The organism is Glaciimonas sp. CA11.2, from assembly GCF_034314045.1.
Classification (GTDB): domain Bacteria; phylum Pseudomonadota; class Gammaproteobacteria; order Burkholderiales; family Burkholderiaceae_D; genus Glaciimonas.
In genome coordinates this window covers 2,676,370-2,700,030 of sequence record NZ_JAVIWL010000001.1, presented here as the reverse complement: position 1 = coordinate 2,700,030, position 23,661 = coordinate 2,676,370, and the positions used below count along the sequence as shown (strand labels likewise).

Sequence of the window (23,661 nt, the reverse complement as noted above, 5' to 3'; positions counted from 1 at the left end):
CGCCATTCGTGGCATCAATTTTTAAAGTTGTATTGCCATAAAATGGTCATCAAAAAAGCGCCACACAGGCGCTTTAAAAATGCCACCTTCTTTATTTCATCGACTGTCCTGCCGCTGATGGCGGCCGTCCTAAAGTAAATCCACCATCTACCGTAATGAGCTGACCAGTGACAACTGAATCCGGCTCAAGCAACCAACAAATAGCGCTGGCAATTTGCTCTGGCGTGCTGACTTTTCCCAGTAAAGCGACGGCGGCAAATTCCCCTTTCACGCGCTCATAGGCCTCGTCACCCAGACCATCGCGCATCCATCGTCCCTCGATCAACCCGGGCAATACGGCATTGACGCGGATAGCCGGAGCGAGCGTGCGCGCCAGCGCAACGGTCAGCGTGTTTAATGCGGCCTTGGATAATACATAAGGGAAAGAACTACCGCTGCCAGTAACGCCAGCGACCGATGAGACGTTCACAATCGCACTGCCAGGTTGCATATACTTTTTGACCGCACGAGCCATCTGAAATGGTCCAATCGTGTTGACCGCATACACACGCTCAAAGTCGGCAGTGGTCACAGCGTCCAGATCCGCCATCGGGATAAACTGGGTCGTACCCGCGCTGCTGACCAGCGCGTCAATACGCCCCCAACGCGCCATCGCTTGTAACGCCAATGCGTTGCAGTCATTGTCATTGGACACATCGCCTTGCACTGCGACGGCATCCGCGCCCAGGGCCAGACAGTCTTCAACCACGCCAGCGGCGGCTTCGCTGCTGCGGCTATAGTTAATCATCACATTGTAATGTCGGCTGGCGAGTAACCTGGCGACCGCCGCGCCCACGCCAGTCGCGCCACCGGTAATAAGTGCGACTCTTCGATTCGTCAACATAGGGTTTCTCTCAACAATGCAGGACAACTAACGGATGGCATTTTGTGCCAATGTTGCAAGTGCTATGGAATGATGACGATTTTTCCGCTCACCTTGCGTTGCATCATCGCATTCAGCGCATCGCAGACACCTTCAAGTGGATAACGTGCCGATACCAATGGCTTGATTTTTTTCTGTCGATAAAGCGATACCAGTTCGGTTAAATCGGCCTCCAGATTTTCTGGTTCTCTGCGGATAAAATCACCCCAAAAAACGCCTAAAATCGAACAGCCTTTCAGCAACGGTAAATTGAGTGGAATTTTGGGTATTTCGCCATCTGCAAAACCGACCACCAAAAACCGTCCACGCCACGCCATGCTGCGGATTGCCTGTTCGCTGTATGCGCCACCGACCGGATCGCACACGACATCAATGCCACGCCCATCAGTCAGTACTTTGAGCCGCTCGCGCAGATTTTCCGTGAGGTAATTAATGCATTCATCCGCGCCGTGTGCTTTACAAACTGCCAGTTTTTCGGCAGACGATGCGGCGGCGATCACTCTAGCGCCCAGCGCTTTGGCAATCTCGATAGCCGCAATGCCAATGCCACCGGCAGCGCCAAAAATCAGCACCGTCTCACCTTTAGCAAGTTGGGCCCGATCTTTCAGCGCGTGATACGCCGTACCATAAGTCATCAAAAAAGTCCCTGCAATCTCGTGGGACATCTCGGCTGGCATCGGAATCAGGCTATCTTGACTTATCGCAATCTCTTCCGCAAACGCACCCCAACCAGAGAATGCGATCACCGACTGGCCCACCACGAATTTGGTGACGCCACTGCCAACCGATTTGATCACACCAGCCAACTCACCACCCGGCGAAAACGGTAGTGAGGTTTTGATTTGATATTTATTCTGAATAATCAGTGAATCCGGAAAATTCACACCAGCCGCCTTTACGCTGATAATCACCTGACCAGCATCGGGGATTAGCGATGGAATATCTTCGACCACCAACATTTCGGGCGGCCCATATTGATGACATCGTACTGCTCTCATTGTCACACTCTCCTGAATAAGTTCTCAAACTCGGCAATCTATCTTGCGCCAGCGCGCCTGCCAATTTGTGAAAGTGACGATTTATCACGCTGATGATTGTTCGAACATGGCGTTCAATGCCAAATTGGTGGTTAAGCACCAAATGTCGACAACGACGTCCACGCAATACCTTTTAGTTAATTTCAATCGACCGCATCAAGAATACGTAAAAAATCCACGTCCAGATTTGCGCCCTAGGTAGCCAGCCGCGACCATCTCTTTCAACAGTGGTGCGGGCCGATATTTGGAATCGTTAAATCCTTCATACAGCACTTCCATTACGGCTAACAACGTATCCAGACCAATCATGTCGGCTAATGCCAGCGGGCCGATTGGATGATGGCATCCAAGCTTCATACCGTTATCGATTGCTTCGGCAGTGGCCAATCCTTCAGCGAGAACAAAGATCGCCTCATTGATCATCGGACATAGAATCCGGTTAACTACGAAGCCGGGATTGTTCCGCACCGTGATGGGGCTTTTGTTCAATTGTTTGGCGAACGCTTCCACTTTTGCATGCGTGGCGTCACTGGTTTGAAGTCCGCGTATCAACTCGACCAAATCCATCAATGGGACCGGATTGAAGAAGTGCATGCCAATCACTCTATCCGAACGCTTGGTCGCCGCGGCCAGTTTTGTGATGGAAATCGATGAAGTATTACTGGCAAGAATCACCTCTTCACCGATGACAGCGTCCACTTCTTTCAAGAGTTTTATCTTGAGCGCCTGATTTTCAGTAGCGGCTTCAATTACCAGATCAACGGTCTTAAACGCATTGATATCAGTCGTACCCGTGATCAACGCTATCACAGCGTCTTTTTGCGCCAAGGTGAGTGTATTGTTTTTGATCAGTCGGTCCAGACTATTGCCTATTTTTACTAGGCCCTTTTGTACTGCTACCTCACTAATGTCTAACATGACAACCGGTATGCCCACCATAGCGCATGACTGCGCAATCCCGTTGCCCATGATCCCTGCACCGATAACGCCGACTGTGTTGATTTTGCGCATTGCTGCTTCCCTCAATTAAATTTAACTATTGTAGAGCAATCAGTTTCCGGTAAAGCGCGGCGGACGTTTGTCAAAAAATGCGCTGACGCCTTCAACAAAATCTGCTGATTTAGCGCACGCGATAAAGGATTCGCGCTCGGCCAGCATTTGGTCTTCCATTGTGCGCGCAAATGATGCGCGCATTAATTGTTTAGTCTTCGCAAAGGCGAATGCCGGTCCCGATGCAAGACGTTGCGCCAGCGCTTCTGTTTCGGCAGCCAGCGCCGCCGCTGGAACCACGCGACTAATCATGCCAAGACGCTGCGCTTCTGCTGCGTCAAAGGTCTCGGCCAACAGTGTCAGTTCAAGCGCCTTGTGCAAGCCGACCATGCGCGGTAACGACCACGAGGCCGATCCGTCCGGACTCGCACCGATCTTGGAATATGCCAGGTTAAACCGCGTGCCTTCTGCAGCAATTGACAGGTCACAAGCCAGCGCAAGACTGACGCCCGCGCCCGCCACTGCACCGTGCACACTGGCAATCACGAGTTGCGGCAGATTGGTTAAAATCGACAATGCTTCGTGCAACGGATCAATGACAGTTGGCGCTGCTTGTGCAGCGGCGGCCAGATCAGCTTTAAAATAATCCAGATCGCCGCCTGCCATAAACGCACGCCCTTCTCCGCTAATGACAACGACCCCAATATCTTGGCTAGCCTTGATACTCTTGCAAATCGTTAGCAAGCCTTCGGCCATAGTGCGATCAAGCGCATTCAGGGCCGATGGTCGATTGAAACGAATGTTGGCAATCTGATCTTCTACATGAAACAAAATGGTTGCGTCGCTATTGCTCATGGCTGTGTTCCTGATTTTTAGGTTTTGGTGAAATATTGGCGTACCACCGACTCAGCGATGCAGGCTGGTTTGGCGTCACCTTCGATCTCAATCGTTGCCGTCAAGACAATCTGGATGCCACCGGGGATATCCGCGACGCTGCTGAGCAAAAATCGACCGCGAACCCGACTGTCGACCCGCACCGGATTTGTAAAACGAACCTTGTTCAGACCATAGTTAATCCCCATCTCGCAGAACGGCAACTCAAAATTGTCCTGATAAAACTTGCCGAGCAACGATAGCGTCAGAAAACCATGCGCGATGGTACAGCCAAACGGCGACTCTTTTTTTGCTCGGGCAACATCGACATGAATCCACTGAAAATCGCCCGTCGCCTCCGCGAATTGATTGATGCGGCTTTGTGACATCAGCACCCAATCGGAGACAAAAATCTCACTTCCTATGTGCGTGCGGAGAAGTGCCAGCGTACCGATATCGGGTTGCAGAATGGTTGATTGTGGAATGATTGATTCCGGCATGGGGATTTCCTTGATGGTGACCGACGCTGTCATTATTGGTGCGCTTTGGGGGTTGGCAACAGCGCGCTGGCCTGATCGCGCAGCGCGCGTTTGAGTAGTTTTCCGTTGGCATTGCGCGGCAACGGTGATTCTGAGAGCGTAAAACTTTCTGGCACTTTGTAGTCGGACAAACGTTCCGCGCAGTATGTCGTGAGAGCTTGTAACAAACCATCGGCAAGCGTATCAGGTTGGCGCAACGTCACGAATGCGTGCACACGCTCGCCCAACACCGGGCAAGGCTTAGCAACTACCGCGCATTCCAGCACAGCGGGATGTTGGTAAAGGACGTTCTCAACTTCGATGGTATATATCTTATAGCCGCCGCGATTGATCATGTCTTTCATCCGGTCGGCTACCTTGATATAACCGTCCGAACCGATGGAGCCTATATCGCCAGAATGCCAGAATCCACCGGTAAAATTGTCAGCGGTGGCACTTGGATTGTTCCAATATCCTTTTACCACCATCGGCCCTTTGATCCATATTTCGCCCAACACACCCGGTTCGACCTCACACCCGGATTCATCGAAAATCGCCATTTCAACACACGCCAGAGCACGGCCAACGGTGTCGTTATGGGCGGCAGTTTCTCCCTGCGGCATTAACGTGGAAGGCGATGTGGTTTCCGTAGAGCCGTAGCAATTCATCAGGGTCAGGCTTGGTATTTTTTGGGCGAGGCTGGAGATGGTCGCCACCGGCATTGGCGCACCACCGTATCCGCCCACCCGCCACGAGGAAATATCATGGCGTTCAAAATCGGGTTGCAGTAAGCACAGGTTATACATCGCTGGAACCATCAGCGTGTAGGTCATGCGTTCACGCGCTGCCAGCGCGAGAAAATCAGTCGCTCTAAAACTCGGCATGATGACCAGTTTTCCAGCGCAGCGCACCATCGTCGCGACCAGTGCAATCAGGCCGGTGACGTGACTTAGCGGCACGGATGCCACGGCAGTGTCGTATATCGTCAATCCCATTGCGGTCTGAAGATGCATGCCAGAATGCACAACGCCAAGATGCGTCAGGGCGGCACCTTTCGGCTTACCGGTGGTACCGGAGGTATACAGGATTGCAACGACGTCTTCTTCGTTAACTTTGGCTGGCAGTTCTTTCGACGAAGCGGTCATCAAAGATGCGAATTCTTCAGATCCACTGCAATGGCCGATTGACACGCGAGTCTTCAGTGATGGCACGTCAGCGCTGACTGGCAGCCGTTCACCCAATTCGGCGTCATGCACGATGAGGCTTGCTGAGCAATCATTGAGCATATAAGCAAGCCCGGGAGTCTGCTCGCGGATACTGAGCGGAACCGCGATGGCGCCGAGACGGGCGATGGCAAATAAGCTGATGACGAATTCGTTACGGTTTCCAATCAGCATCGCCACGCGATCGCCGACACCAATACCACGACTTGCCAGACCTGTCGCTAAGCGCGCTGATGAATCGCGTAGACCCTTCCACGTAATGCGGTCTGCGCCGCACACCATGGCATCTCCGTTGGGATTGCGCTGCACAGCATCATCCAGCATCGCGTATACACTTTTTGGACGCTCAACAAAACAGCGCACCACGCGCCCGTCAAAATGTGTTTCCAGTCGCGTGGCAGGCCAGGTATCGTCCCATTGTTTCATTTCAAGTGATCCTTGTTTTGATCTGGTGTGATGCTATCGCTGCGCTGTGGCAAAGTAAAATAAGCTTTGGTGCTGCCCATATTTGCCTTTGCTTTGGCCAATTCATTCTTCGCTACTACACGCAAATGTACCTCATCCGGCCCATCGATGAAACGCATCGCTCGGCCCCATGTCCACAAGAATGCAAGCGGTGTGTCAGGCGTCATGCCCATTGCGCCAAAAACCTGAATCGCGCGGTCCAGAACCCGCGTCTGTAATCGTGCCGCGACGATTTTAATCGCTGACACATCGACGCGTCCCGCCTGATTGCCGAAGCGGTCAATAATCGATGCGGCGCGCAGAACCAGCAAACGGGCCTGATCGATTTCGAGCCGTGATTCGGCGATCCAATCCTGAATGTTGGCGTAATCGGCCAGGTGCTTGCCAAAAGTACGTCGTTCCAAGGCACGCTCACACATCATTTCCAATGCCAGTTCACATTGTCCGATAGTGCGCATGCAATGATGAATTCGACCGGGTCCCAGGCGCGCTTGCGCCAATGCAAAACCACCGCCCTCGTCACCCAGCAGCGCTGTCAGCGGAACCCGTGCGTCTTTAAATACAATTTCGCAATGACCTTCCGGTGCCAAATGATTCATGATGGCAACATTACGGAGAATCTGCATGCCGGGCGTATCAAGCGGCACCACCAACATGGAATGACGTCGATGCTTGGCTGCGTCCGGACTTTCATCGGACACGCCCATAACAATGGTCATTTTGCATAATGGATGCAAAGCACCGCTGGTGAACCATTTGCGCCCGTTGATAACGTAGTGATCACCGTCGCGACGAATAGTGGTTTGAATATTGGTGGCGTCAGAGGATGCAACTTCTGGCTCGGTCATCGAAAATGACGAGCGAATCTGTCCCTCCAGCATTGGCCGCAACCATTGTCGCGATTGCTCTGGTGTCGCGCATAGATGCAACATCTCCATGTTGCCGGTATCGGGCGCATTGCAGTTAAACACTTCAGCCGCCCACGGAATCCGGCCCATAGCTTCTGCCAGCGGTGCATATTCCAGATTGGTCAGACGTGTGCCCGGCTCATTCTCCCGCAGCCCCGGTAGAAAAAAATTCCACAAACCTTCAGTCTTCGCCAATACCTTGAGCCTTTCCATTAATTCGATAGGAAATATGCCTTGGTCAGCCTGATGATGCCAATCGGTATTTGCGGGAATAACGTGGCGCTCCATGAAGTCGCGCACGCGAATCTGTAGTGCGGTGACTTTCTCCGAATATTCAAAATTCATCATGCGGAATTTCCTTTAGGTGAAGGTTGCGATGTGCCGTTAATAAATTCCACTGCGCGATGGGCGAAAGCAACACTTAACTCTCCAACTTCAAGTGCGTTGTCAGCCTCGGCATTGCCACTAAGCGCGCGCGCCGCAATGCCTTCAAAAATTACCGCAAGACGAAATAATGCGAAAGCAAAATGGAACGCAGTGAGGCCATCGCGGCGCCCGCTGTGGAGATAATAATGTTGTAAATATTCAACTTCCGATGGAATCCCCATCGCGGCATGATCCAGCCCCAGAATGCCGCCATATTCGGACGGCACTGTACGGTAAGCAATGCAGTTGAAAGCCACATCGGCCAACGGATGGCCCAAGGTCGAGAGTTCCCAGTCAAGCACCCCGATCACACGTGGCTCGGTTGGATGAAACATCAGATTCCCAAGCCGAAAATCACCGTGGCTGATCCTTGTCTCTGTTTCATCAGGGATATTTTTTTGTAACCAGACGATCAACTGCTCAACGTCCGCATTTTCACGCGTCTTGGACATCTGCCATTGCTTGGTCCAACGCGCAATCTGGCGTGTGAAATAGCTGCCCTGACGTCCGTAATCGGTCAACCCAATCACTGCCCAGTCAACTTTGTGCAAGCGTGCCATGGCCTCGGCCATCGCCATATAGATGGCGTGCCGTTCAGAAGGCACCATCCCCGGCAGTGCATAGCCAGGAAAAATTCTGCCCTGCAATCGCTCCATGATGTAAAACGGCGTGCCAACTACGTCGCGCTCAGCATGGAACAACACCATTTTTGGGACTGGTACATCCGTGCCAAACAATGCCTGCATGATCCGATACTCACGGTCTACTGCATGCGCGGATGGCAACAAACTCGACGCCGGTTGCTTGCGCAGCACCAACGAGCGGTTGGAAAAATTGACAAAATAGGTCGGGTTGGACTGGCCGCCGCCGATGCGTTCCAGCGTCATATCACCTTCCAACGCAGGAATTGCATTCTTCAAAAATGCTTCCAGACGAGCTGGTTCAAAGTCCATATTATTTCCACCAGGGATAGAATGACGGCATCTCGGAGGATGCCGCCTTGAAATGAGGAGGTCGCTTTTCACGGAAGGCAGCGACACCTTCCTTACCATCCGCTTGACTAGTATAGAAAATACCCAGCGACTCGATCTTGTGCGCTTGCATCGGATGCGGTTCTGCTGAATTGCGATACATCATTTGCCGTATCAGTGCGACCGAGACCGGCGAACGATCGGTGCTGATTTTTTGTGCAATAACGTATGCCTCTTCCAGCAATTTTTCCTGCGGCACGACGGCTTTTATCAATCCACAGTTCAGCGCTTCCTGCGCGTCGATCATCTCCGCAGTGTAGGTCCACTCAAGCGCTTTGGCCAAACCGACAATCCGCGGGAGAAACCAGCTTGAACAGGCATCGGGTACAATCCCGAGCTTGCCAAATGGAAAGGCAAAACGTGCTTTATCTGAGGCGATGCGTATATCCATGGCTAGTGTCAACGTTGCACCAACTCCGACTGCCGCACCATTAATAGCTGCAATTATCGGCTTTTTGCAGTCAAAGATTGCCAACACCACACGGCCGCCGGTATCACGCACACCATTCACTACGAGAGGATCATCGAAGTTCTCCTCCAGACTTTGCAAGGTTGGATGCAGCGCTTCGTTGAGGCCGAAAACGTTATTTTTATTGCTATCAGCATCGTCATTACCAACATCAACGGATGCATCCAAATCCATACCGGCACAAAATGCACGCCCCGCTCCTGTGACTACAATTGCCCGCACAGCATCATCTTCACTGGCCCGATCAAGCGCATGGATCAGTTCGTCCGCCATCGTTACCGTGAACGCATTGAGGCGATCCGGGCGATTCAGAGTGAGCGTCAGGATCGCATTTTCCACCCGATAAGCGATAGTGCTGTATTGCATTGCGTCTCCGATCTCTTATCCTGGGGTTGACTCTATGTCGGTCATTTTTATCAAGCTATTTTTTATTATCACGCCATCATGCGGTTATTTTCTGTTCTTTTTTGCGGTCTGATGAAGGCTTAGACGGATTACTATTAGGATTATTATTCGCTAACATGTATATCCAAATCGAGCAGCAACCAGATCGCCGCTTTTTGCCAATGTAATCCTGGACGTAGCGAGGCATAAACGCCACCAGCGAGTGCCTCATCCGAGACATATTTAAGTGCGCGCAGTCCGGGAATTTCGTAACGCACCGTTGGTCCTGGAACGACACGGTTAAGCGCCGTGCCAACAAACTCTGCCGTCAGAACGCGCGTCAGGATGGCGTACGCCGCTTCATCGCGGGCAACGAGTGTCAGGTCCAGGACGTTCCCTTTGTCTCCGGCGCGGCCGGTCGCAATATCACCAACTCTCATGATTGACTCCATTCAATTTCTGGTCGCACCAGATCGTGAGCGATAAAACCATCCAACACTTCAATGCGCGGGCGGCGCTCGCTACGTACGCTACATCCTCCGGCAGGACCAGATAATGTTAACGCGTAGATTTCATCTTCGATGATTTGCGCGATTTCCAGATCGGCACAACGTGCGGAGACATGCACCCGCAATTCGGCCGGATCCGATAATGTCGCAAGTGACCCCGCCCGCAACACTGAGTTGACACCGACCAAATCAATCGCAATATCTGCATCCTTCCAATCCGATAAGCGTAGTCGTAAGGTTTCCGCAGCACGTTGCGCGCGCATCATCGCACCGGTCCCTGCAAATCCAATTTCAGCATCCGCAATGTAACCGGGCAACTCTAGAAAACCGGCGACCTTCAAGGTGGGCGGCGGTCCCAGTGAGCGAGCACCGGACATGTGTACGCGATTTTTGCCTATCTGCTCAAAACGAATACCGGTGAAATCGATGATCAGGTCGGGCGTGGCGTAACGTGCCGGATCATGGACTTCGTAAAATAATTGTAGCGTGCAGGTTTCCGCATCAAGTATGCCCGGCGCATTGTCCAGAATTGTGATGTCGGCGCTGCCGTCGGCGTATATATGCGCAAGCGGATAGCCAAGCTTTGCGTAATCCGCTGCGGAGAGCAGTTTTTGGCCGATCGGATCGTAGTTACCACCAGTCAGTTGACCACCACATTCCAGCAAATGACCAACAGCAATCGCACCGGCAAGTGCCGCAGGTCCCGGATTCAAATGCCGCAAAGCTGCTGCTGCAAATAGAGCAGAATCTGCCACCCGTCCACTCACCACGACATCAGCACCATTATCTAGCGCTTCGGCCAGTGCACCGCTGCCGAGATAAACGTGTGCGCCAAGTAACTTGCCCTCTACCGGCCTGACCCATGCAATGTTATTTTGCAGATGGAGCACGTCATCACCGTGAACGGCTGCTACGCGCACCCCGCGACAACCCAGTTCAGCCGCCAGTCTGGCAATGGCATCACCCGCTGCGCGTGGGTTGGCGGCACCCAGATTCGATACGATACGGCACTTGTTGGCCACGGCAACAGGCAACAGCGGGGTCAAGCGGCGGCGCAGGCGCGGATCAGCACCTGCGCGCGGATTATCAGCACGTGCCTTGAGAGCCGGTACTAACGTGCGCTCCGCCAGACACTCCAGCACCACGGTGTCGACTTTGCCAGAAGCGGCTAACGCCACCGCCGGATCGATGCGATCACCAGCGAAACCAGCGCCTGCGCCGATACTGCACACCACTGTGTTTTGATTTTTCATCGTCTCAGTTTCCCCACTTAGTATTCCTGCTTTATATTTCTGATTATTCATAACTTAGCAATCTTCTAGTTGCGCGCCAAGTTTTCAAGGACCACGCCAGACATGACGGCTTTCTTAGGAAATACCGTGACCACATTCCCTTTTTGCCACTGAACGGTGGTCGTCACCACACGTGTATTTTGGAAATTTTTGTCAAATTTGATACCAGAACCGGTTGGATAGCTGCCTAACGGTTTATCCATTTTGGCAGCCACTGCACGTACCTTTTCCATGTCGGTGCTGCCTGCTTCTTTAAGCGCTTCGAACAATATTTGCATGCCGACATAGGCGTTCATTCCCTGCGGCGCGACGGGATCTGACTTGTACTTTGCGCGATACGCCGCTAAATAAGCTCTGCCACCCGGACCAAAACTTTCGGCCACGTCGCTACGCGTGTAATTCACCACTAGCACGCCTTCGAGGGAAGCTGCACCGACTGACGCCAACGTTTCCGGTGTATCACCCGTGCCGACAAACACCATGGCAGGCGGTTTGAAGCCTTGGTCACGTGCCGTGCGTAGCAGCAAGTTGGCATCCGGTACGTAGCCGGTTTCGATGAACACATCGGGACGTGCCTGTTTAGCCCGCAGCACAGTATCATTCAGGTCGATCGAAGTGGACGCATGAACACCAACGCCGACAATTTTTGCGCCCATTGCTTCGAGCAAGCGCTTTTGCTCTTTGGCCACTGAAGAACCATAAATCGAGTCCTCGTGCTCGATCCAGACGGTGACGTCCTTCACATCCTTTTTAAGCCTGGGCGCAATCAGGTCACGGACGGTATCTGCCGCGCCATTTGCAAACGTGCTGCCGTAAGCGCCGGAGCGAATAAAGTTGGGCAATCCGCGCTCGGTCAGGCTATCGACCAACGCGTTTGTTTCCCAATACAGTTTGTTATACCGCATCGCCGCATCACTGGCGGCATTGGAGACCGCGCTGGTGTAGGTGCCGACAAACATGTCGACCTTTTCTTTGTTGGCTAATTGCTCTACGGAGGCAATGCCCTGCTGAGGATTAGCGGCGTCACCGCGTACCAATACGATCTTTCTGCCAAATACACCACCGGCGGCATTGGCTTCATCTACTGCCAATTCGTACCCACGCGTCACTTCGGTTCCATACAACGCTTGAGGACCGCTGTAGGGATTAATGGCGCCGATTTTAATTGGGTCGGCGGCAAATGCCATTTGTCCAAACACCGAAGTACCAGCTAATAGCGCAACGCCTGCGACGCGTTTAAATGCCTTCATGTCTCTCTCCTGTGATTTATTGAATTATTTTAGTTACCACCGACCAGTTTGCTGCTATCCCAACACAGCAGAATCTCTTACGATTTAATTACGTGCCAGCGTTTTTAACGCATCGCCAGGAGCGATCGCTTTTTTCGGAAACACCGTTACTGGCTTGCCACCTTGCCATTGCACCGTGGTGATGAGTGCCCGGATGTTCTGGAAATTCTTGTCGAACTTGACGCCGTAACCTGTTGCATAGCTACCGAGCGGTTTGTCCATCGTGGCTGCGGCAGCACGCACCTTTTCAACATCGGTGCTTCCAGCTATCTTGATTGCATCGAACAGCATCTGCATACCAACATAAGCGTTGATCGATTGCGGCAAACTTGGCTCTACCTTGTATTTGGTGCGATAAGCCTCAAGATAGGCCGCTGCGCCGTGGGCATAACTCTCAGCCACATTGGTCAGGGGATAGGCGACTACCAGCATGCCTTCGAGTGTAGGTGCGCCCACCGCTGCGAGGGTTTCTGGTTCATTGCCGGTTCCAACAAGGACCAGCGCCGGTGGTTTGAAACCTTGATCACGTATGGTGCGCAATAACAGACTGCCGTCGGGTACATACCCCGTCTCAATCACCACGTCGGGATGCGCTTGCTTAGCCCTCAGCACCATGTCTGTCATATCGATGGCACGTGCAGAATGTGCGCCCATACCAACTACTTTTACGCCCAGACCTTCCAGCAATCGCTTTTGTTCGTTGGCAACTGAAGTGCCAAAAATCGAATCCTCATGCTCGATCCAGACGGTGATGTCCTTCATGTCTTTTTTAAGCACTGGCGCAATTACGTCGCGCACAGTATCGACCGTGCCTGCCGCAAAGTTGCTGCCGTTTGGGCCGGTGCGGATAAAGTTTGGCAAGCCGCGTTCGGTCAGGCTATCAACCAAGGCGTTCGTCTCCCAATACAGTTTGTTATAGCGCATCGCTGCATCGCTGGATGCATTGGAAACAGCACTGGTATAAGTCCCGACAAAAAGATCAACCTTTTCCTTAACGGCAAGTTGTTCGACGGTTGCGATACCCTGCTGTGGATTGGCAGCGTCACCGCGAATCAATACGACCTTGCGGCCTAATAAGCCCCCAGCCGCATTAATCTGATCCACCGCCAGATCAAAGCCGCGGGTCATTTCGGTACCGTACAACGCCAACCCGCCACTGAAAGGATTAATCGCCCCGATCTTGATCGGTTCTGCAGCAAAAACTGCATTGGATAACATCCATGTACCGGCCAAAAGGCCAATCCCGGCGACGCGTGCTAATGTCTTCTTCAATGCCTTCATATCCATCTCCTGTAATGATCTAACTATAATTATTATGATTTCCACCGCTCGGTCCTACGTCCCTAAGTCCTACGTTCCACGTTCCACGTTGCTGCGGCTTTTTTTGTTACTTGTTACAGGATGATTTTCGTTGCAGTTCCCCCCCTCTGATGCCTCGTTTTCTACTGCGTTTATTGACAGCAATCAGGCCGGTGTAAAACGGGCCACCGCGATCCCGTTTTCCTCTTCAATAACTAGCCGTAACGGCTGATCAATTTTTAAATTTTCAGCATCTTCGATCCCGACGACATTGCTGATCAGTCGTGGACCTTCGTCCAGCTCGACCACGGCGACGTTATAAGGAAGGCGGTTTTCGAATGCCGGGTGATATGCCACGTGGTACACGACCCAACTGATTAGTCTGGCGGAGCCGGATGCTGGCTCCCAGCGCCAGTCAGTAGCCAGACAACCGGGACATTCGCTGCGGGCTGGCAACCATGCTTTTCCACAACAACCGCAACGCTGGAACGACAGAGTGCCACGCGCAAGACTGTCCCAATACGGTGCGTTGAGGGCGTCGCGCTGCGGCGCAGGTGCGGATGGCGTTGAAGCTGGCGTTGACGTTGCATTCATAGATGACATTCTTTCTTATTGTGGACTTATGCAAAACCGACTCGTCGAGGTATCCCGACCAAGACATCCCGGATACCTAAGCGGAAGGGCTAACGCTAGCGAAGCCGTTTTGCGTGTGTCTCATTGTTTTATCGAATCATTGTCTGGGTGTTATTGTCCGGCTGTCATTGTCCAAGTATCAAAGTCGAGTGCGTGTGCATGATCCCGCCCTGATTGCTAATCGCACAGGTGCGTGCATTCTTGACCTGCGTCGATGCATCACCCCGCATCTGGCGCACGCCCTCGAGCACCAACTGCATGCCGGGCATGCCGGTTTCCGACAACAATCCGCCCGCGGTATTGATCGGTAAATCACCGCCGATTTCAATCCGTCCATCTTCAACAAAATGACCGCCCTCGCCCTTGGCACAGAAGCCGTAGTCTTCCAATGTCATCAGCGCGGTGATGGTGAAGCAATCGTAAATTTGCGCGACATCGATATCCTTCGGTGACAATCCTGCCATCTTGAACGCAGCCCTTGCCGAGATCACCGCCTCGGTTGAGGTCAGATCTGGACGCTGTTCGACTTCCCATGAGGTCTGGCCTTGTCCAAATCCCAGGATAGGGACCGGCTTTGGAACACCCAACTGACGCGCACGCTCGGCACTCATCACCACGACTGCCGCGCCACCATCGGAGACCAGACAACAATCGTCACGCCGTAACGGTGCGGCAATCATCTTCGACTCGCGGTATTGATCCAGCGTTAACGGTTTGCGTAATTGCGCGTGTGGATTGGCTGCGCCATGTTTGCGACATGCCACAGCAATCGCACCCAGTTGATCGCTAGTCGTCCCAAACTCGCCCATATGGCGACGTGCAATCATCGCGTAACCTGCTGGCGTACCGAACCAACCATACAGACCGTCATCGCCCCAGGCCTTTTCATATGCCTGGCGTGATCCGGTTTTTGGATTGTCGGCAAGACATACCAACGCAATTTCACACTGTCCAGCTTCGATTGCCATCGCGGCATAACCGATCATTCCTGCGCTCGATGCGCCACCCTGATCCCATACGCCGCCGATACGCGGCATGATGCCCATTGATTCGGCGAGTTTTTGTGCGTACATCATCTCAAACCGTGATGTCGGACACTTTACGAACAGGCCATCAACCATACTTTTATCGATTCCGGCATCTGTCAGCGCTTTGCTTACCGCTTCTACATTCATCGATAGCGTGCTGCGTCCTTCCAGCTTGCCAAATGCGGTTTGTCCGATTCCTGCAATCACTGCTTTTTCCCGCATCAAATCACCTCTTCTTCGATCAGTTGCTGGATTTCGGCATCGCTGAGTCCAAGCCAATCGGAATACACGGCGTGATTGTCACGACCAAGTTCGCCGCTTGGCTTGATTTCCATGGGCTCCACACCGTCGAAGCGTAGCGGCGAATTGGGCAAACAGACGCGTCCGTACAGAGGATGCTCAACCCATTCCAACGCACGCCGCGCATGCATATGCGGGTCATTAACGACCTCCGTAAGATTGCGTACCGGCGCACAGGGAACGCCATACTCCATCAACAATTCGAACAACGCCTGTTTCGAATAACCCGAGGTGAACGTGCTGACCAGTTCGTCTATGGCATCTATATTTTCCACGCGATGAAGTAAATCCGCATAGCGTGGATCGGTCTGCAAATCGTCACGCTTCATGACACTGAGGAGCGATTTCCAGTGCGACTCGCCGACACAAATAATCGCTATATAGCCGTCAGTGGTTGGATAGACGTTATACGGCGCTTCGGCCAGACCACCGTGCCGGTTACCCGTGCGCGGCGCGACCGTTTCGCCCATGCTGTAATGTAGACCAAGGTTGGAACTGAGCGATGCATATACCGCTTCTTGCATCGAAACTTCAACCAATCTGCCGACGCCAGTTTTTTCACGTTCATAAAGTGCGGTCATGATTGCGCCGTACAAATGCACGCCACCAAAAAAATCACACATCGCGGGGCCAGCCTTGACCGGCGGTCGATCCGGATATCCGGTCACTGTCATAATCCCCGCCATCGCCTGAACGGTCAAATCCATGGCCGGATAGTCTTTATTCGGACCAGTACGGCCATAACCGGAACCGGCACCGTAAATCAAGCGAGGATTGACTTCGCGCATAACGTCGTAGCCAAGGCCAAGCCGCTCCATCGCACCGGGCGAGAAATTTTCAACCAATACATCGCCACGGCGCACCATCTTTTTTAACAGTACACGACCACGTTCGGATTTCAAATTTAAGGTGGCAAACGTTTTGTTTGAGTTGAGCATGGCGAACGGCAATGCCGCGCCGCCAACTACGCCACGGCGGCGTAAATGTTCACCACCCTTTGCTTCAATTTTGATGATCTTTGCACCTGCCATCGCCATCATGAACGTGCAATACGGGCCGTTATAAATTTGACCAAGATCGATAACGGTGACGCCTTCCAGTGGATAGTGGCCGCTCATTTCACTTCCCTTTAAAGTTCGGTGTTCGACGTGCGCTAAAGGCTTCAGGACCCTCTTTCGCATCCTCGGTAGTCTGTAACATGCGATTGATGACCGCTTCCATCCGCAACCCGGTCGCCAAATCCATGTCAATGCTTCGCACCGCGAGCTCTTTCGCCGCCTGCACTGCCAGCGGCGCATTGATGGCGATGCGCCGCGCATAGTCGTATGCTGTGCTTAGAAGCGACTCCAACGGTACGATCTTGTTGATCAACCCCCAACGTTCAGCCGCTACGGCGTCGATGCCATCGCCGGTGAGTAACATTTCCATGGCGATGGGATAAGGCAGTTGGTCCAGCACGCGTTGTGTACCACCGTTACCGGGAATCAGGCCGCGTTTTACTTCGGCCAGACTAAACGTCGCATGCGGCGCAGCGAGCCGGATGTCGGTCGCCATCATGAGCGTCATACCGCCCCCGAGACAATAGCCGTTGATTGCGGACACAACGGGTTTCCATACTTCCAAGCCACGATTGAGCAACTGATCACGTTGCGTCAGCCACATTTCGGAAATACCTGCCGGAGCGGTGACGAAACTCTTGATATCCGCACCGGTAGTAAACGAACGTTCGCCCGCCCCTGTGATGATGGCGACCCGGATCGCCGGATCATCACGCACGGTGCACCAGGCACGTGATAATCCTTGATAATGATCAATATCCATGGCGTTAAGTCGCTCAGGACGATTGATCGTAATGAGCGCGATACCATCATCTGATACTTCAAAGTCAATCGCCATAATCAGGACTCCCCGCGCTTACTGCCAAGCAGTTCACGTGCAATCACCATGCGATGGACTTCGGATGGCCCTTCGCCGATACGCTTGATGCGCAGTTCACGATACCAACGCTCAAGCGGCATTTCTTGCGCAACACCGAGACCACCAAAAATCTGGATGCAGCGATCAACCACTCGGCCTGCCGCCTCCGTTCCATATAGCTTGGCAACCGACGCATCGACCTTAATGTCACGCCCTAAATCGCCATTCCAAGCGGCCTGATAGACCATCAATCGCGCGGCACGCAGTTCCACCTCGGAGTCGGCGATCATCCATTGAATGGCTTGTTTATCCGCCAGATGGCTACCGAATGTTTTGCGCTGTTTGGCCCATGCGACCGCCAGATCGAGCGCGGCTTGCGCAATGCCGATCGTCGCCGCTGCGTACGGCACGCGGCCATGTACCAACCAATCCTCAGCCAGCGCAAAGCCTTGCCCTTCTTCACCCAGCCGATTTTCGACCGGCACTTCATAATCCTGAAAGTGCACTTCATACGGCGAATATGAACGAATCACCGGAATCCGCTGTAACGAAATACCCGGCTTATTTTTCTCTACAATAAAGCTGGTGATCCCCTCGCGGCCTTTGCTTTCTCCAACTCGAGCAAATACAATGCCCCAGTTGGCCTGCCCTGCGCCGGATATCCATAACTTGGTACCATTGAGAATATAACGATCCCCTTTACGTTCAGCACGCGTTGTAATGGACCGGCCCGGATCTGAGCCGCCACTGGCCTCGCTGATGGCAACGAAAGCCTTGTCGCCAGAGGCGACATTAGCACGACCAAATTTGTTAATTTGTTCGTCGGTTCCCTTCCAGATCACGTTCGGAGGATCGAAACCGAACGCACCGCAGCCAGCAATATAAGCGCCCATGCGACACTTGGAGGTTTCCTCAGCCACTACGCATTGTGCAAGTAGATTCAAGCCAGCGCCGCCGTGTTCCGCAGGCGTTTCCAGACACCACAACCCAAGTTCGCGGGCTTTACTCTGCAAGGCTTTAAGCGGTTCAGGCTCCAGCGTATAGGCATCGTGCTCCAGCTTGTCTTCAATCGGTTTCACTTCCTGCACCATAAAACGACGCACGGTATCCCTGAGCATTCTCAGTTCTTCCGGTAGTTCCCAACTCCCTGTCCTATCCATGCTTGAATCCTCTGGTTGTTTGACGTTTTTATTTGGTGGAATTGACTAACAATTTCTGGAGTGTCTGACGCCGTGTGGCACTGGCAATCGGGTCGAGTTGGAAGCGTGTGTGCTCGGCCGATAGCGCGACTGCCTGGCCGACGACGACGCCATAACTCTTTTCAGCAGTTTCACGGCTGATGTAGCCACGGTTCAGATCGCGTTCGACCATCAACAGATCGCGATCTAAAGCATTGCCGAAGCCGCCTCCACCCGGCGATGCTGCGCGAATGGAATCGCCGGCTGTAAATGGCTCTTTTTCCTGCTTACTGCGTAACTCTGGTTTCCAGGTTTTGCCTTGCGTAACAAACTCGACATTGTTGGCGGCCGCTGGACCGCCGCCGACGATGCCGAACGGCGCGTAGTCGACCCGATCACCAAGCACCGAGACGATACAATCGGACCAGGCAGTGAATCCATATTCGGTACCGCAGCCGCCACGATGCCAGCCAGCGCCACCTGAATCGTCACGGATTTTGAAATAATCGAAACGCAGTGGAAAGCGATGCTCCGACATCTCAAGCGACATAAAATTAGCCATCGACTGGGGCGGATTACCGTTAATCAAACCATCGCTGGCTTGTGTTGCTCCGTAGCCGCCCGGATATGGAAACACGCCTACAAAATAATTTTTAGTGCGTGGATGCACACCACTCACCGTCACCACGCCGGTCGTACCAAAAAATGCAGCGGGCGATTTTTCTGGGATGACCTTGGACAAAGCACCAAAAACAACATCGATGACACGCCCGACCGGGTCCAGATAACCACCGACTGCGGCGGGATATTGGGCCGATAATAAAGTGTTGTCGGGCAGCGTAAAGTGTATTGGTCGGAAGGTTCCGCCGTTGACCGGCACATCCGGGAAAATATGTTTGATCGCGACGTAACAGGACGACAGCGTGGTATTGCGCGACATGTTGAGCGGGCCGCGTGAAGTCGGTCCGGTCCCGGTGAAGTCAAAATGCATATCGTCACCAGTGACCGTGATCGCAAGATTGATGCGTATCGGTTCATCAATGATGCCGTCATTGTCGAAGTAATCCTCAAAGGCATAAGTGCCATCGGGAATTTCTGCAATGTAAGAGCGCATCTGACGTTCTGAGTACGCAATCATTTCGTTCAAACATTCGTCCAGTATCGTGCGGCCATAACGCTTGACCAGGGCTTCAATACCACGTGTACCCACCGAGAAGGTGTTCGACATGGCGGCAAGGTCACCGGCAATTTCACTCGGCAAACGCACGTTGGCTTTGAACATGCTGACCAATGCTTTATTCAACTTGCCTTCATCGTATAGCCGAACCGGCGGAATGATAATGCCTTCCTGATGAATTTCGGTAGCGCGCGGGGCCCATCCACCGGGCACGTTGCCGCCGATATCCATCCAATGGCCGGTAGTCGCCATGACAGCAAATAATTCACCGTCCACAAACACCGGTGCAATGAGTTGAACGTCCTGCAAATGACTGCCGCCAATGTAGGGATCATTGAGAATCCACATATCCCCAGGCTTGAAGCCGCCGTCTTTGAGCGCCATGCCAATGACGGTTTGGACCGTGAATTGCATGTAAGCCAGAAATACAGGAAGACCGTAGCGGCCTTGCGCAATGGTTTCTCCCGTGATCGGGTGGAAGATGCCGTTGGCACAGTCGTTGGTTTCAGAGATGATGGGAGAGATGGCCGCGTGGATCAGATGCAAATCCATTTCATCGGCGATTTGTTCGAGACTGCCGCGTACCACGGCCAAAGTTACCGGATCCATTATTTGACCTTCACCAAGAGGTTGCCCTTCGAATCGACGTCCAGGCGCATGCCCGGTTCGACAACGGTCGTCGTATCACTTTGTTCAATGATTGCCGGACCATCGAAATGCATGCCTGGCGCAAGGTTCTCACGGGCAAATACCGGCGTGTCGTGCCAGCCACCAAAATAGACCCGACGACGCGATGAGGGCTTCGGCTGACCAGTTGCAGTTGAGCTGCACTGCGGCAATGGCACGCTGGTGCGAGTCCCAACGGCAATCGTACGGAGGTTGACGATCACGACTGGAATACCAACCAGCGTGTTGCCAAAGGTGGCTTTGTACACTTCATTAAAAGCCTGCTCTAGTCGTGGCGCATCCCAGTCCGATTCGATCGTGACGCGCAATGAATGAATCTGACCGGCGTAGGCCATGTCGGCTGCATGCGTGATCGTCGTGACGTCGATTGGCACCTGGCTGTCGTTGAGCTGCTGTTGACCTTCCTCACGCTGCCGCAAAATAATGTCGCTCAGCTCGCCAGGTAACAATTTGTCGAGACGCTTTTCAGTGGTTTGAGAAATGTCGTAACGCAAGTCGGCGTAAGCACAACCAAGCGCGCACAGCACGCCAGGATAGAGTGGAACCAACATGGTCCCGACGCCCACTTCGCGGATCAATGCACCACCGTGTAATGGACCAGCGCCGCCAAACGCGACCATGGCGAAATCGCGTGGATCAAGACCGCGTTCAATTGACATCAGGCGAATGCGGCCCGCCATACGTTGATTTACTACCGCCAGAATGGCTTCAGCGGCTTCTTCCAAACCCAGACCGAGCTGGATGCCCAAGCGTTGCACAGCGGCACGCGCACCGGCAACGTCAAGCGCAGTATCGGATCCATTCATCAGGCTTTCGGGATTGATGCGACCGAGCACAACGTTGGCATCAGTAACTGTCGGTTCCGTGCCGCCACGTCTATACGCCACGGGGCCCGGTACAGCACCGGCACTGCGTGGTCCGACTAACAGCATGCCACCACGGTCCAGATACGCAATACTACCGCCACCCGCGCCAATGGTATGCACATCGATCATGGGCAAACGCAGCGGAATGCGGAAATCCAGATTAGTGATTTCTGCGACTTTTGGCTCGCCATCTATCACCACGGCAACATCAAAACTGGTACCGCCCATATCAGCGGTAATGATATGCGAGAAGCCAGCCTCGCCAGCCAACCTGGCTGCGGCCATGACGCCAGCGGCAGGGCCGGAGCGGACAATGTAGGCCGAGCGCTGACCCAACTGCCGTAACGGCGCCACGCCGCCGTTGGATTGCATGATGGCGACATCCCGGTCAAAGCCCCAGTTGCTCAACTGACGCGCCAGATTCTTGGCATAGCGCGCCACCAAAGGCTGCAAGTAGCCCTGCACTACCGCAGTGCTGGTGCGTTCAAACTCGTAATATTCGCGGACCACCGAAGTGGCAACGACCAACTCCCATGCCGGATTGATCTCGGCCAGAATAGCGCGGGCCTGTAATTCATGCGCAGGATTGGCGTAAGCATGGAGAAAGGCGATGACGACAGACTCGATGTCGCTGTCCTTGAGCATGTTGCCGATGGTGCGCAGACCTGCGACATCCAGCGGCACTAGAATATTGCCTTCATGATCAAGGCGCTCATTGACCTCGAAACGCAGGTCACGCGGCACTAACGGTTCGTGTGTGCCTTCCAGTCCATACATTGTCGGGCGGTCGCGGCGTCCCAGTTCAAGAATATCGCGGAAGCCGGTAGTGGTGATAAGCGCGCATTTGGCCCCGCGTCGTTCAATTACTGCATTGGTTGCAATGGTGGTTCCGTGCAGAATCGCATCCAGTTCATCCGGTGTCAGACCGGCAGCCTGCAATGCGTTGAGCAAACCAATGGAAGGATCTTGCGGCGTTGAAGGGACTTTTAAAATCAGGTGCGGCTGTGTGGAATTACCTGAATAAAACAGATCGGTGAACGTGCCGCCGACATCGATGCCAACTATACCTGCCATTTCGTCTCCTTCGGCTGCGTGCCGTTTGGTTTATTTTTTATGCTTTTTTTATTTTTCTTCTTTATGTTTCTTTTTATGGATGATCGACTTTTCGATGTAAATTATGAACTTCTGCGGGCTTTGCATTTGCTGCTTTGCACAATCGCGTTGTTAACAATTTGGTCCAGGTAGCGTCACCACTATTTTGATTGTGTTCTCGCGCCTTATCCATGTAAACTGAATTTATCTGAACAATTATGCAGGTTTGCTAATGAATCTATCGGGCCGGTTAATTGATGCTTTTTTAGCGCTGGAAGAAACTAAACGGTTTGCTATTGCGGCCGAGCGTTGTTACGTTTCGCCATCGGCATTCAGCCAGATGATCACGCGACTTGAAGCGCAAGTCGGCGCACGCCTCTTTGACCGCGATACGCGCAACGTCGCACTGACGCCAGAAGGTGAAATTTTTTCTCAGGGCGCACACCGTATTGCTGCTGAGATAAATTCCTCCCTGACCGAGTTGCGGGATCGTGCGCAATTCACCATGGGCCGCGTTACCATTGCTGCCCCACCGTCGATGGCGGCGTCCTGGCTACCCGAACAAATGGCCCTGTTCCGTCAGGCATATCCGGGCATCGCGTTGCGGCTCGATGATGTGGTGTCCGATCGTTGCCTGAATTTGATCGCGCATGGTGACGTCGATTTCGGCTTGAATGCGCAACAGGGAAATCAACTTGAATTTGAATCTCATTTGCTATTTAACGAGCGCATGTACCTTGTCTGCCGGACGGAAGATCCATGGGCAAACCTAAAAGAGGTCAAGCTAAAAGAACTACGCAATCAGGAGTTTATTCAAACAGTGCGTACCGGCAGCGTTTGGCAACAGACCCAACCAATGCTGAGCGCCGCAGGGATTCACGATAGCGGCCTGGAAGTGTCACACTTTAGTACGCTTGCCGGTTTGGTCGTCAATGGCTTTGGCATCAGCATCGTGCCGCAGTTCGCCGTGCAACTATGCCGTCAGCCGGGATTGGCAACGGTTCTGGTGAGTGATCGCAAAGCATTTCGACCAATTTATATGGTCAAACGAAGGCACCGTAGCTTATCGGTTGCCGCTACAGAAATGTGGAAGCGACTGGCGGTCGCCGGAGCAGAACCAATTCCAGCTATCAACAAATAGGGCTTAA

General features: G+C 53.1%; 21 protein-coding genes. 1 reads left to right on the top strand and 20 read right to left on the bottom strand.

Going from position 1 to position 23,661, the window contains the following annotated elements; all coding sequences use genetic code 11:
• Positions 1–91: 91 nt before the first annotated feature.
• The 20 genes from RGU75_RS11690 to RGU75_RS11595 all read right to left on the bottom strand — a co-directional run bounded on the left by RGU75_RS11690 (position 92) and on the right by RGU75_RS11595 (position 22,495).
• Positions 92–883 (bottom strand): SDR family NAD(P)-dependent oxidoreductase, encoded by a 792-nt coding sequence (locus tag RGU75_RS11690; RefSeq protein WP_322236057.1) that lies wholly within the window; start codon positions 881–883, stop codon positions 92–94.
• Between the two features lie 62 nt (positions 884–945).
• A complete protein-coding gene (locus tag RGU75_RS11685) occupies positions 946–1,920 on the bottom strand; it encodes an NADPH:quinone oxidoreductase family protein (RefSeq protein ID WP_322236055.1) in 975 nt (324 codons plus the stop codon).
• Between the two features lie 195 nt (positions 1,921–2,115).
• Positions 2,116–2,970 (bottom strand): 3-hydroxybutyryl-CoA dehydrogenase, encoded by an 855-nt coding sequence (locus RGU75_RS11680; protein ID WP_322236053.1) that lies wholly within the window; start codon positions 2,968–2,970, stop codon positions 2,116–2,118.
• Positions 2,971–3,009: 39 nt separating this feature from the next.
• Positions 3,010–3,804, bottom strand: coding sequence for an enoyl-CoA hydratase/isomerase family protein (locus tag RGU75_RS11675; protein ID WP_322236051.1), 795 nt, complete (start codon positions 3,802–3,804; stop codon positions 3,010–3,012).
• Between the two features lie 17 nt (positions 3,805–3,821).
• On the bottom strand, positions 3,822–4,322 hold the full coding sequence (locus tag RGU75_RS11670) for a MaoC family dehydratase (protein ID WP_322236049.1): 501 nt from the start codon (positions 4,320–4,322) through the stop codon (positions 3,822–3,824).
• A gap of 32 nt (positions 4,323–4,354) precedes the next feature.
• On the bottom strand, positions 4,355–5,989 hold the full coding sequence (locus RGU75_RS11665; protein WP_322236047.1) for a class I adenylate-forming enzyme family protein: 1,635 nt from the start codon (positions 5,987–5,989) through the stop codon (positions 4,355–4,357).
• Complete coding sequence (locus RGU75_RS11660; RefSeq protein WP_322240469.1) at positions 5,986–7,281, bottom strand: acyl-CoA dehydrogenase family protein; 1,296 nt, start codon at positions 7,279–7,281, stop codon at positions 5,986–5,988. The genes RGU75_RS11665 and RGU75_RS11660 overlap by 4 nt, the downstream gene beginning before the upstream one ends.
• The gene (locus tag RGU75_RS11655) at positions 7,281–8,315 is read right to left on the bottom strand and encodes a phosphotransferase family protein (protein ID WP_322236045.1); all 1,035 of its coding nucleotides are present in this window, start codon (positions 8,313–8,315) and stop codon (positions 7,281–7,283) included. The genes RGU75_RS11660 and RGU75_RS11655 overlap by 1 nt, the downstream gene beginning before the upstream one ends.
• A gap of 1 nt (position 8,316) precedes the next feature.
• Positions 8,317–9,228, bottom strand: a complete 912-nt coding sequence (locus tag RGU75_RS11650; protein WP_322236044.1) for a crotonase/enoyl-CoA hydratase family protein — start codon at positions 9,226–9,228, stop codon at positions 8,317–8,319.
• A gap of 143 nt (positions 9,229–9,371) precedes the next feature.
• The gene (locus RGU75_RS11645) at positions 9,372–9,686 is read right to left on the bottom strand and encodes a hypothetical protein (RefSeq protein ID WP_322236042.1); all 315 of its coding nucleotides are present in this window, start codon (positions 9,684–9,686) and stop codon (positions 9,372–9,374) included.
• The gene (locus tag RGU75_RS11640) at positions 9,683–11,008 is read right to left on the bottom strand and encodes an acyclic terpene utilization AtuA family protein (protein ID WP_322236040.1); all 1,326 of its coding nucleotides are present in this window, start codon (positions 11,006–11,008) and stop codon (positions 9,683–9,685) included. Before RGU75_RS11640 ends, RGU75_RS11645 begins: the two co-directional genes overlap by 4 nt.
• A 65-nt stretch (positions 11,009–11,073) precedes the next feature.
• Entirely contained in the window at positions 11,074–12,297 is a 1,224-nt protein-coding gene (locus tag RGU75_RS11635; RefSeq protein ID WP_322236038.1) for an ABC transporter substrate-binding protein, read from the bottom strand.
• Positions 12,298–12,381: 84 nt separating this feature from the next.
• On the bottom strand, positions 12,382–13,617 hold the full coding sequence (locus tag RGU75_RS11630; RefSeq protein WP_322236036.1) for an ABC transporter substrate-binding protein: 1,236 nt from the start codon (positions 13,615–13,617) through the stop codon (positions 12,382–12,384).
• Positions 13,618–13,800: 183 nt separating this feature from the next.
• Positions 13,801–14,229 (bottom strand): Zn-ribbon domain-containing OB-fold protein, encoded by a 429-nt coding sequence (locus RGU75_RS11625; protein WP_322236034.1) that lies wholly within the window; start codon positions 14,227–14,229, stop codon positions 13,801–13,803.
• A 164-nt stretch (positions 14,230–14,393) separates the two neighbouring features.
• Positions 14,394–15,518 (bottom strand): thiolase family protein, encoded by a 1,125-nt coding sequence (locus tag RGU75_RS11620; RefSeq protein WP_322236032.1) that lies wholly within the window; start codon positions 15,516–15,518, stop codon positions 14,394–14,396.
• Positions 15,518–16,714, bottom strand: a complete 1,197-nt coding sequence (locus RGU75_RS11615) for a CoA transferase (RefSeq protein WP_322236030.1) — start codon at positions 16,712–16,714, stop codon at positions 15,518–15,520. Before RGU75_RS11615 ends, RGU75_RS11620 begins: the two co-directional genes overlap by 1 nt.
• Position 16,715: 1 nt before the next feature.
• Complete coding sequence (locus RGU75_RS11610; protein WP_322236028.1) at positions 16,716–17,492, bottom strand: enoyl-CoA hydratase/isomerase family protein; 777 nt, start codon at positions 17,490–17,492, stop codon at positions 16,716–16,718.
• A gap of 2 nt (positions 17,493–17,494) precedes the next feature.
• Complete coding sequence (locus RGU75_RS11605; protein ID WP_322236026.1) at positions 17,495–18,673, bottom strand: acyl-CoA dehydrogenase family protein; 1,179 nt, start codon at positions 18,671–18,673, stop codon at positions 17,495–17,497.
• A gap of 28 nt (positions 18,674–18,701) precedes the next feature.
• Complete coding sequence (locus RGU75_RS11600) at positions 18,702–20,477, bottom strand: hydantoinase B/oxoprolinase family protein (protein WP_322236024.1); 1,776 nt, start codon at positions 20,475–20,477, stop codon at positions 18,702–18,704.
• The gene (locus RGU75_RS11595; RefSeq protein WP_322236022.1) at positions 20,477–22,495 is read right to left on the bottom strand and encodes a hydantoinase/oxoprolinase family protein; all 2,019 of its coding nucleotides are present in this window, start codon (positions 22,493–22,495) and stop codon (positions 20,477–20,479) included. Before RGU75_RS11595 ends, RGU75_RS11600 begins: the two co-directional genes overlap by 1 nt.
• A 250-nt stretch (positions 22,496–22,745) precedes the next feature.
• Between RGU75_RS11595 and RGU75_RS11590 the strand changes: the two genes are divergently transcribed.
• Complete coding sequence (locus RGU75_RS11590; RefSeq protein ID WP_322236020.1) at positions 22,746–23,654, top strand: LysR family transcriptional regulator; 909 nt, start codon at positions 22,746–22,748, stop codon at positions 23,652–23,654.
• Positions 23,655–23,661 lie beyond the last annotated feature (7 nt).

Coding starts and splice junctions, on each gene's coding strand:
- RGU75_RS11690 (WP_322236057.1), bottom strand. CDS start 883: ATGTTGACGAATCGAAGAGTCGCACTTATTACCGGTGGCGCGACTGGC.
- RGU75_RS11685 (WP_322236055.1), bottom strand. CDS start 1,920: ATGAGAGCAGTACGATGTCATCAATATGGGCCGCCCGAAATGTTGGTG.
- RGU75_RS11680 (WP_322236053.1), bottom strand. CDS start 2,970: ATGCGCAAAATCAACACAGTCGGCGTTATCGGTGCAGGGATCATGGGC.
- RGU75_RS11675 (WP_322236051.1), bottom strand. CDS start 3,804: ATGAGCAATAGCGACGCAACCATTTTGTTTCATGTAGAAGATCAGATT.
- RGU75_RS11670 (WP_322236049.1), bottom strand. CDS start 4,322: ATGCCGGAATCAATCATTCCACAATCAACCATTCTGCAACCCGATATC.
- RGU75_RS11665 (WP_322236047.1), bottom strand. CDS start 5,989: ATGAAACAATGGGACGATACCTGGCCTGCCACGCGACTGGAAACACAT.
- RGU75_RS11660 (WP_322240469.1), bottom strand. CDS start 7,281: ATGAATTTTGAATATTCGGAGAAAGTCACCGCACTACAGATTCGCGTG.
- RGU75_RS11655 (WP_322236045.1), bottom strand. CDS start 8,315: ATGGACTTTGAACCAGCTCGTCTGGAAGCATTTTTGAAGAATGCAATT.
- RGU75_RS11650 (WP_322236044.1), bottom strand. CDS start 9,228: ATGCAATACAGCACTATCGCTTATCGGGTGGAAAATGCGATCCTGACG.
- RGU75_RS11645 (WP_322236042.1), bottom strand. CDS start 9,686: ATGAGAGTTGGTGATATTGCGACCGGCCGCGCCGGAGACAAAGGGAAC.
- RGU75_RS11640 (WP_322236040.1), bottom strand. CDS start 11,008: ATGAAAAATCAAAACACAGTGGTGTGCAGTATCGGCGCAGGCGCTGGT.
- RGU75_RS11635 (WP_322236038.1), bottom strand. CDS start 12,297: ATGAAGGCATTTAAACGCGTCGCAGGCGTTGCGCTATTAGCTGGTACT.
- RGU75_RS11630 (WP_322236036.1), bottom strand. CDS start 13,617: ATGAAGGCATTGAAGAAGACATTAGCACGCGTCGCCGGGATTGGCCTT.
- RGU75_RS11625 (WP_322236034.1), bottom strand. CDS start 14,229: ATGAATGCAACGTCAACGCCAGCTTCAACGCCATCCGCACCTGCGCCG.
- RGU75_RS11620 (WP_322236032.1), bottom strand. CDS start 15,518: ATGCGGGAAAAAGCAGTGATTGCAGGAATCGGACAAACCGCATTTGGC.
- RGU75_RS11615 (WP_322236030.1), bottom strand. CDS start 16,714: ATGAGCGGCCACTATCCACTGGAAGGCGTCACCGTTATCGATCTTGGT.
- RGU75_RS11610 (WP_322236028.1), bottom strand. CDS start 17,492: ATGGCGATTGACTTTGAAGTATCAGATGATGGTATCGCGCTCATTACG.
- RGU75_RS11605 (WP_322236026.1), bottom strand. CDS start 18,673: ATGGATAGGACAGGGAGTTGGGAACTACCGGAAGAACTGAGAATGCTC.
- RGU75_RS11600 (WP_322236024.1), bottom strand. CDS start 20,477: ATGGATCCGGTAACTTTGGCCGTGGTACGCGGCAGTCTCGAACAAATC.
- RGU75_RS11595 (WP_322236022.1), bottom strand. CDS start 22,495: ATGGCAGGTATAGTTGGCATCGATGTCGGCGGCACGTTCACCGATCTG.
- RGU75_RS11590 (WP_322236020.1), top strand. CDS start 22,746: ATGAATCTATCGGGCCGGTTAATTGATGCTTTTTTAGCGCTGGAAGAA.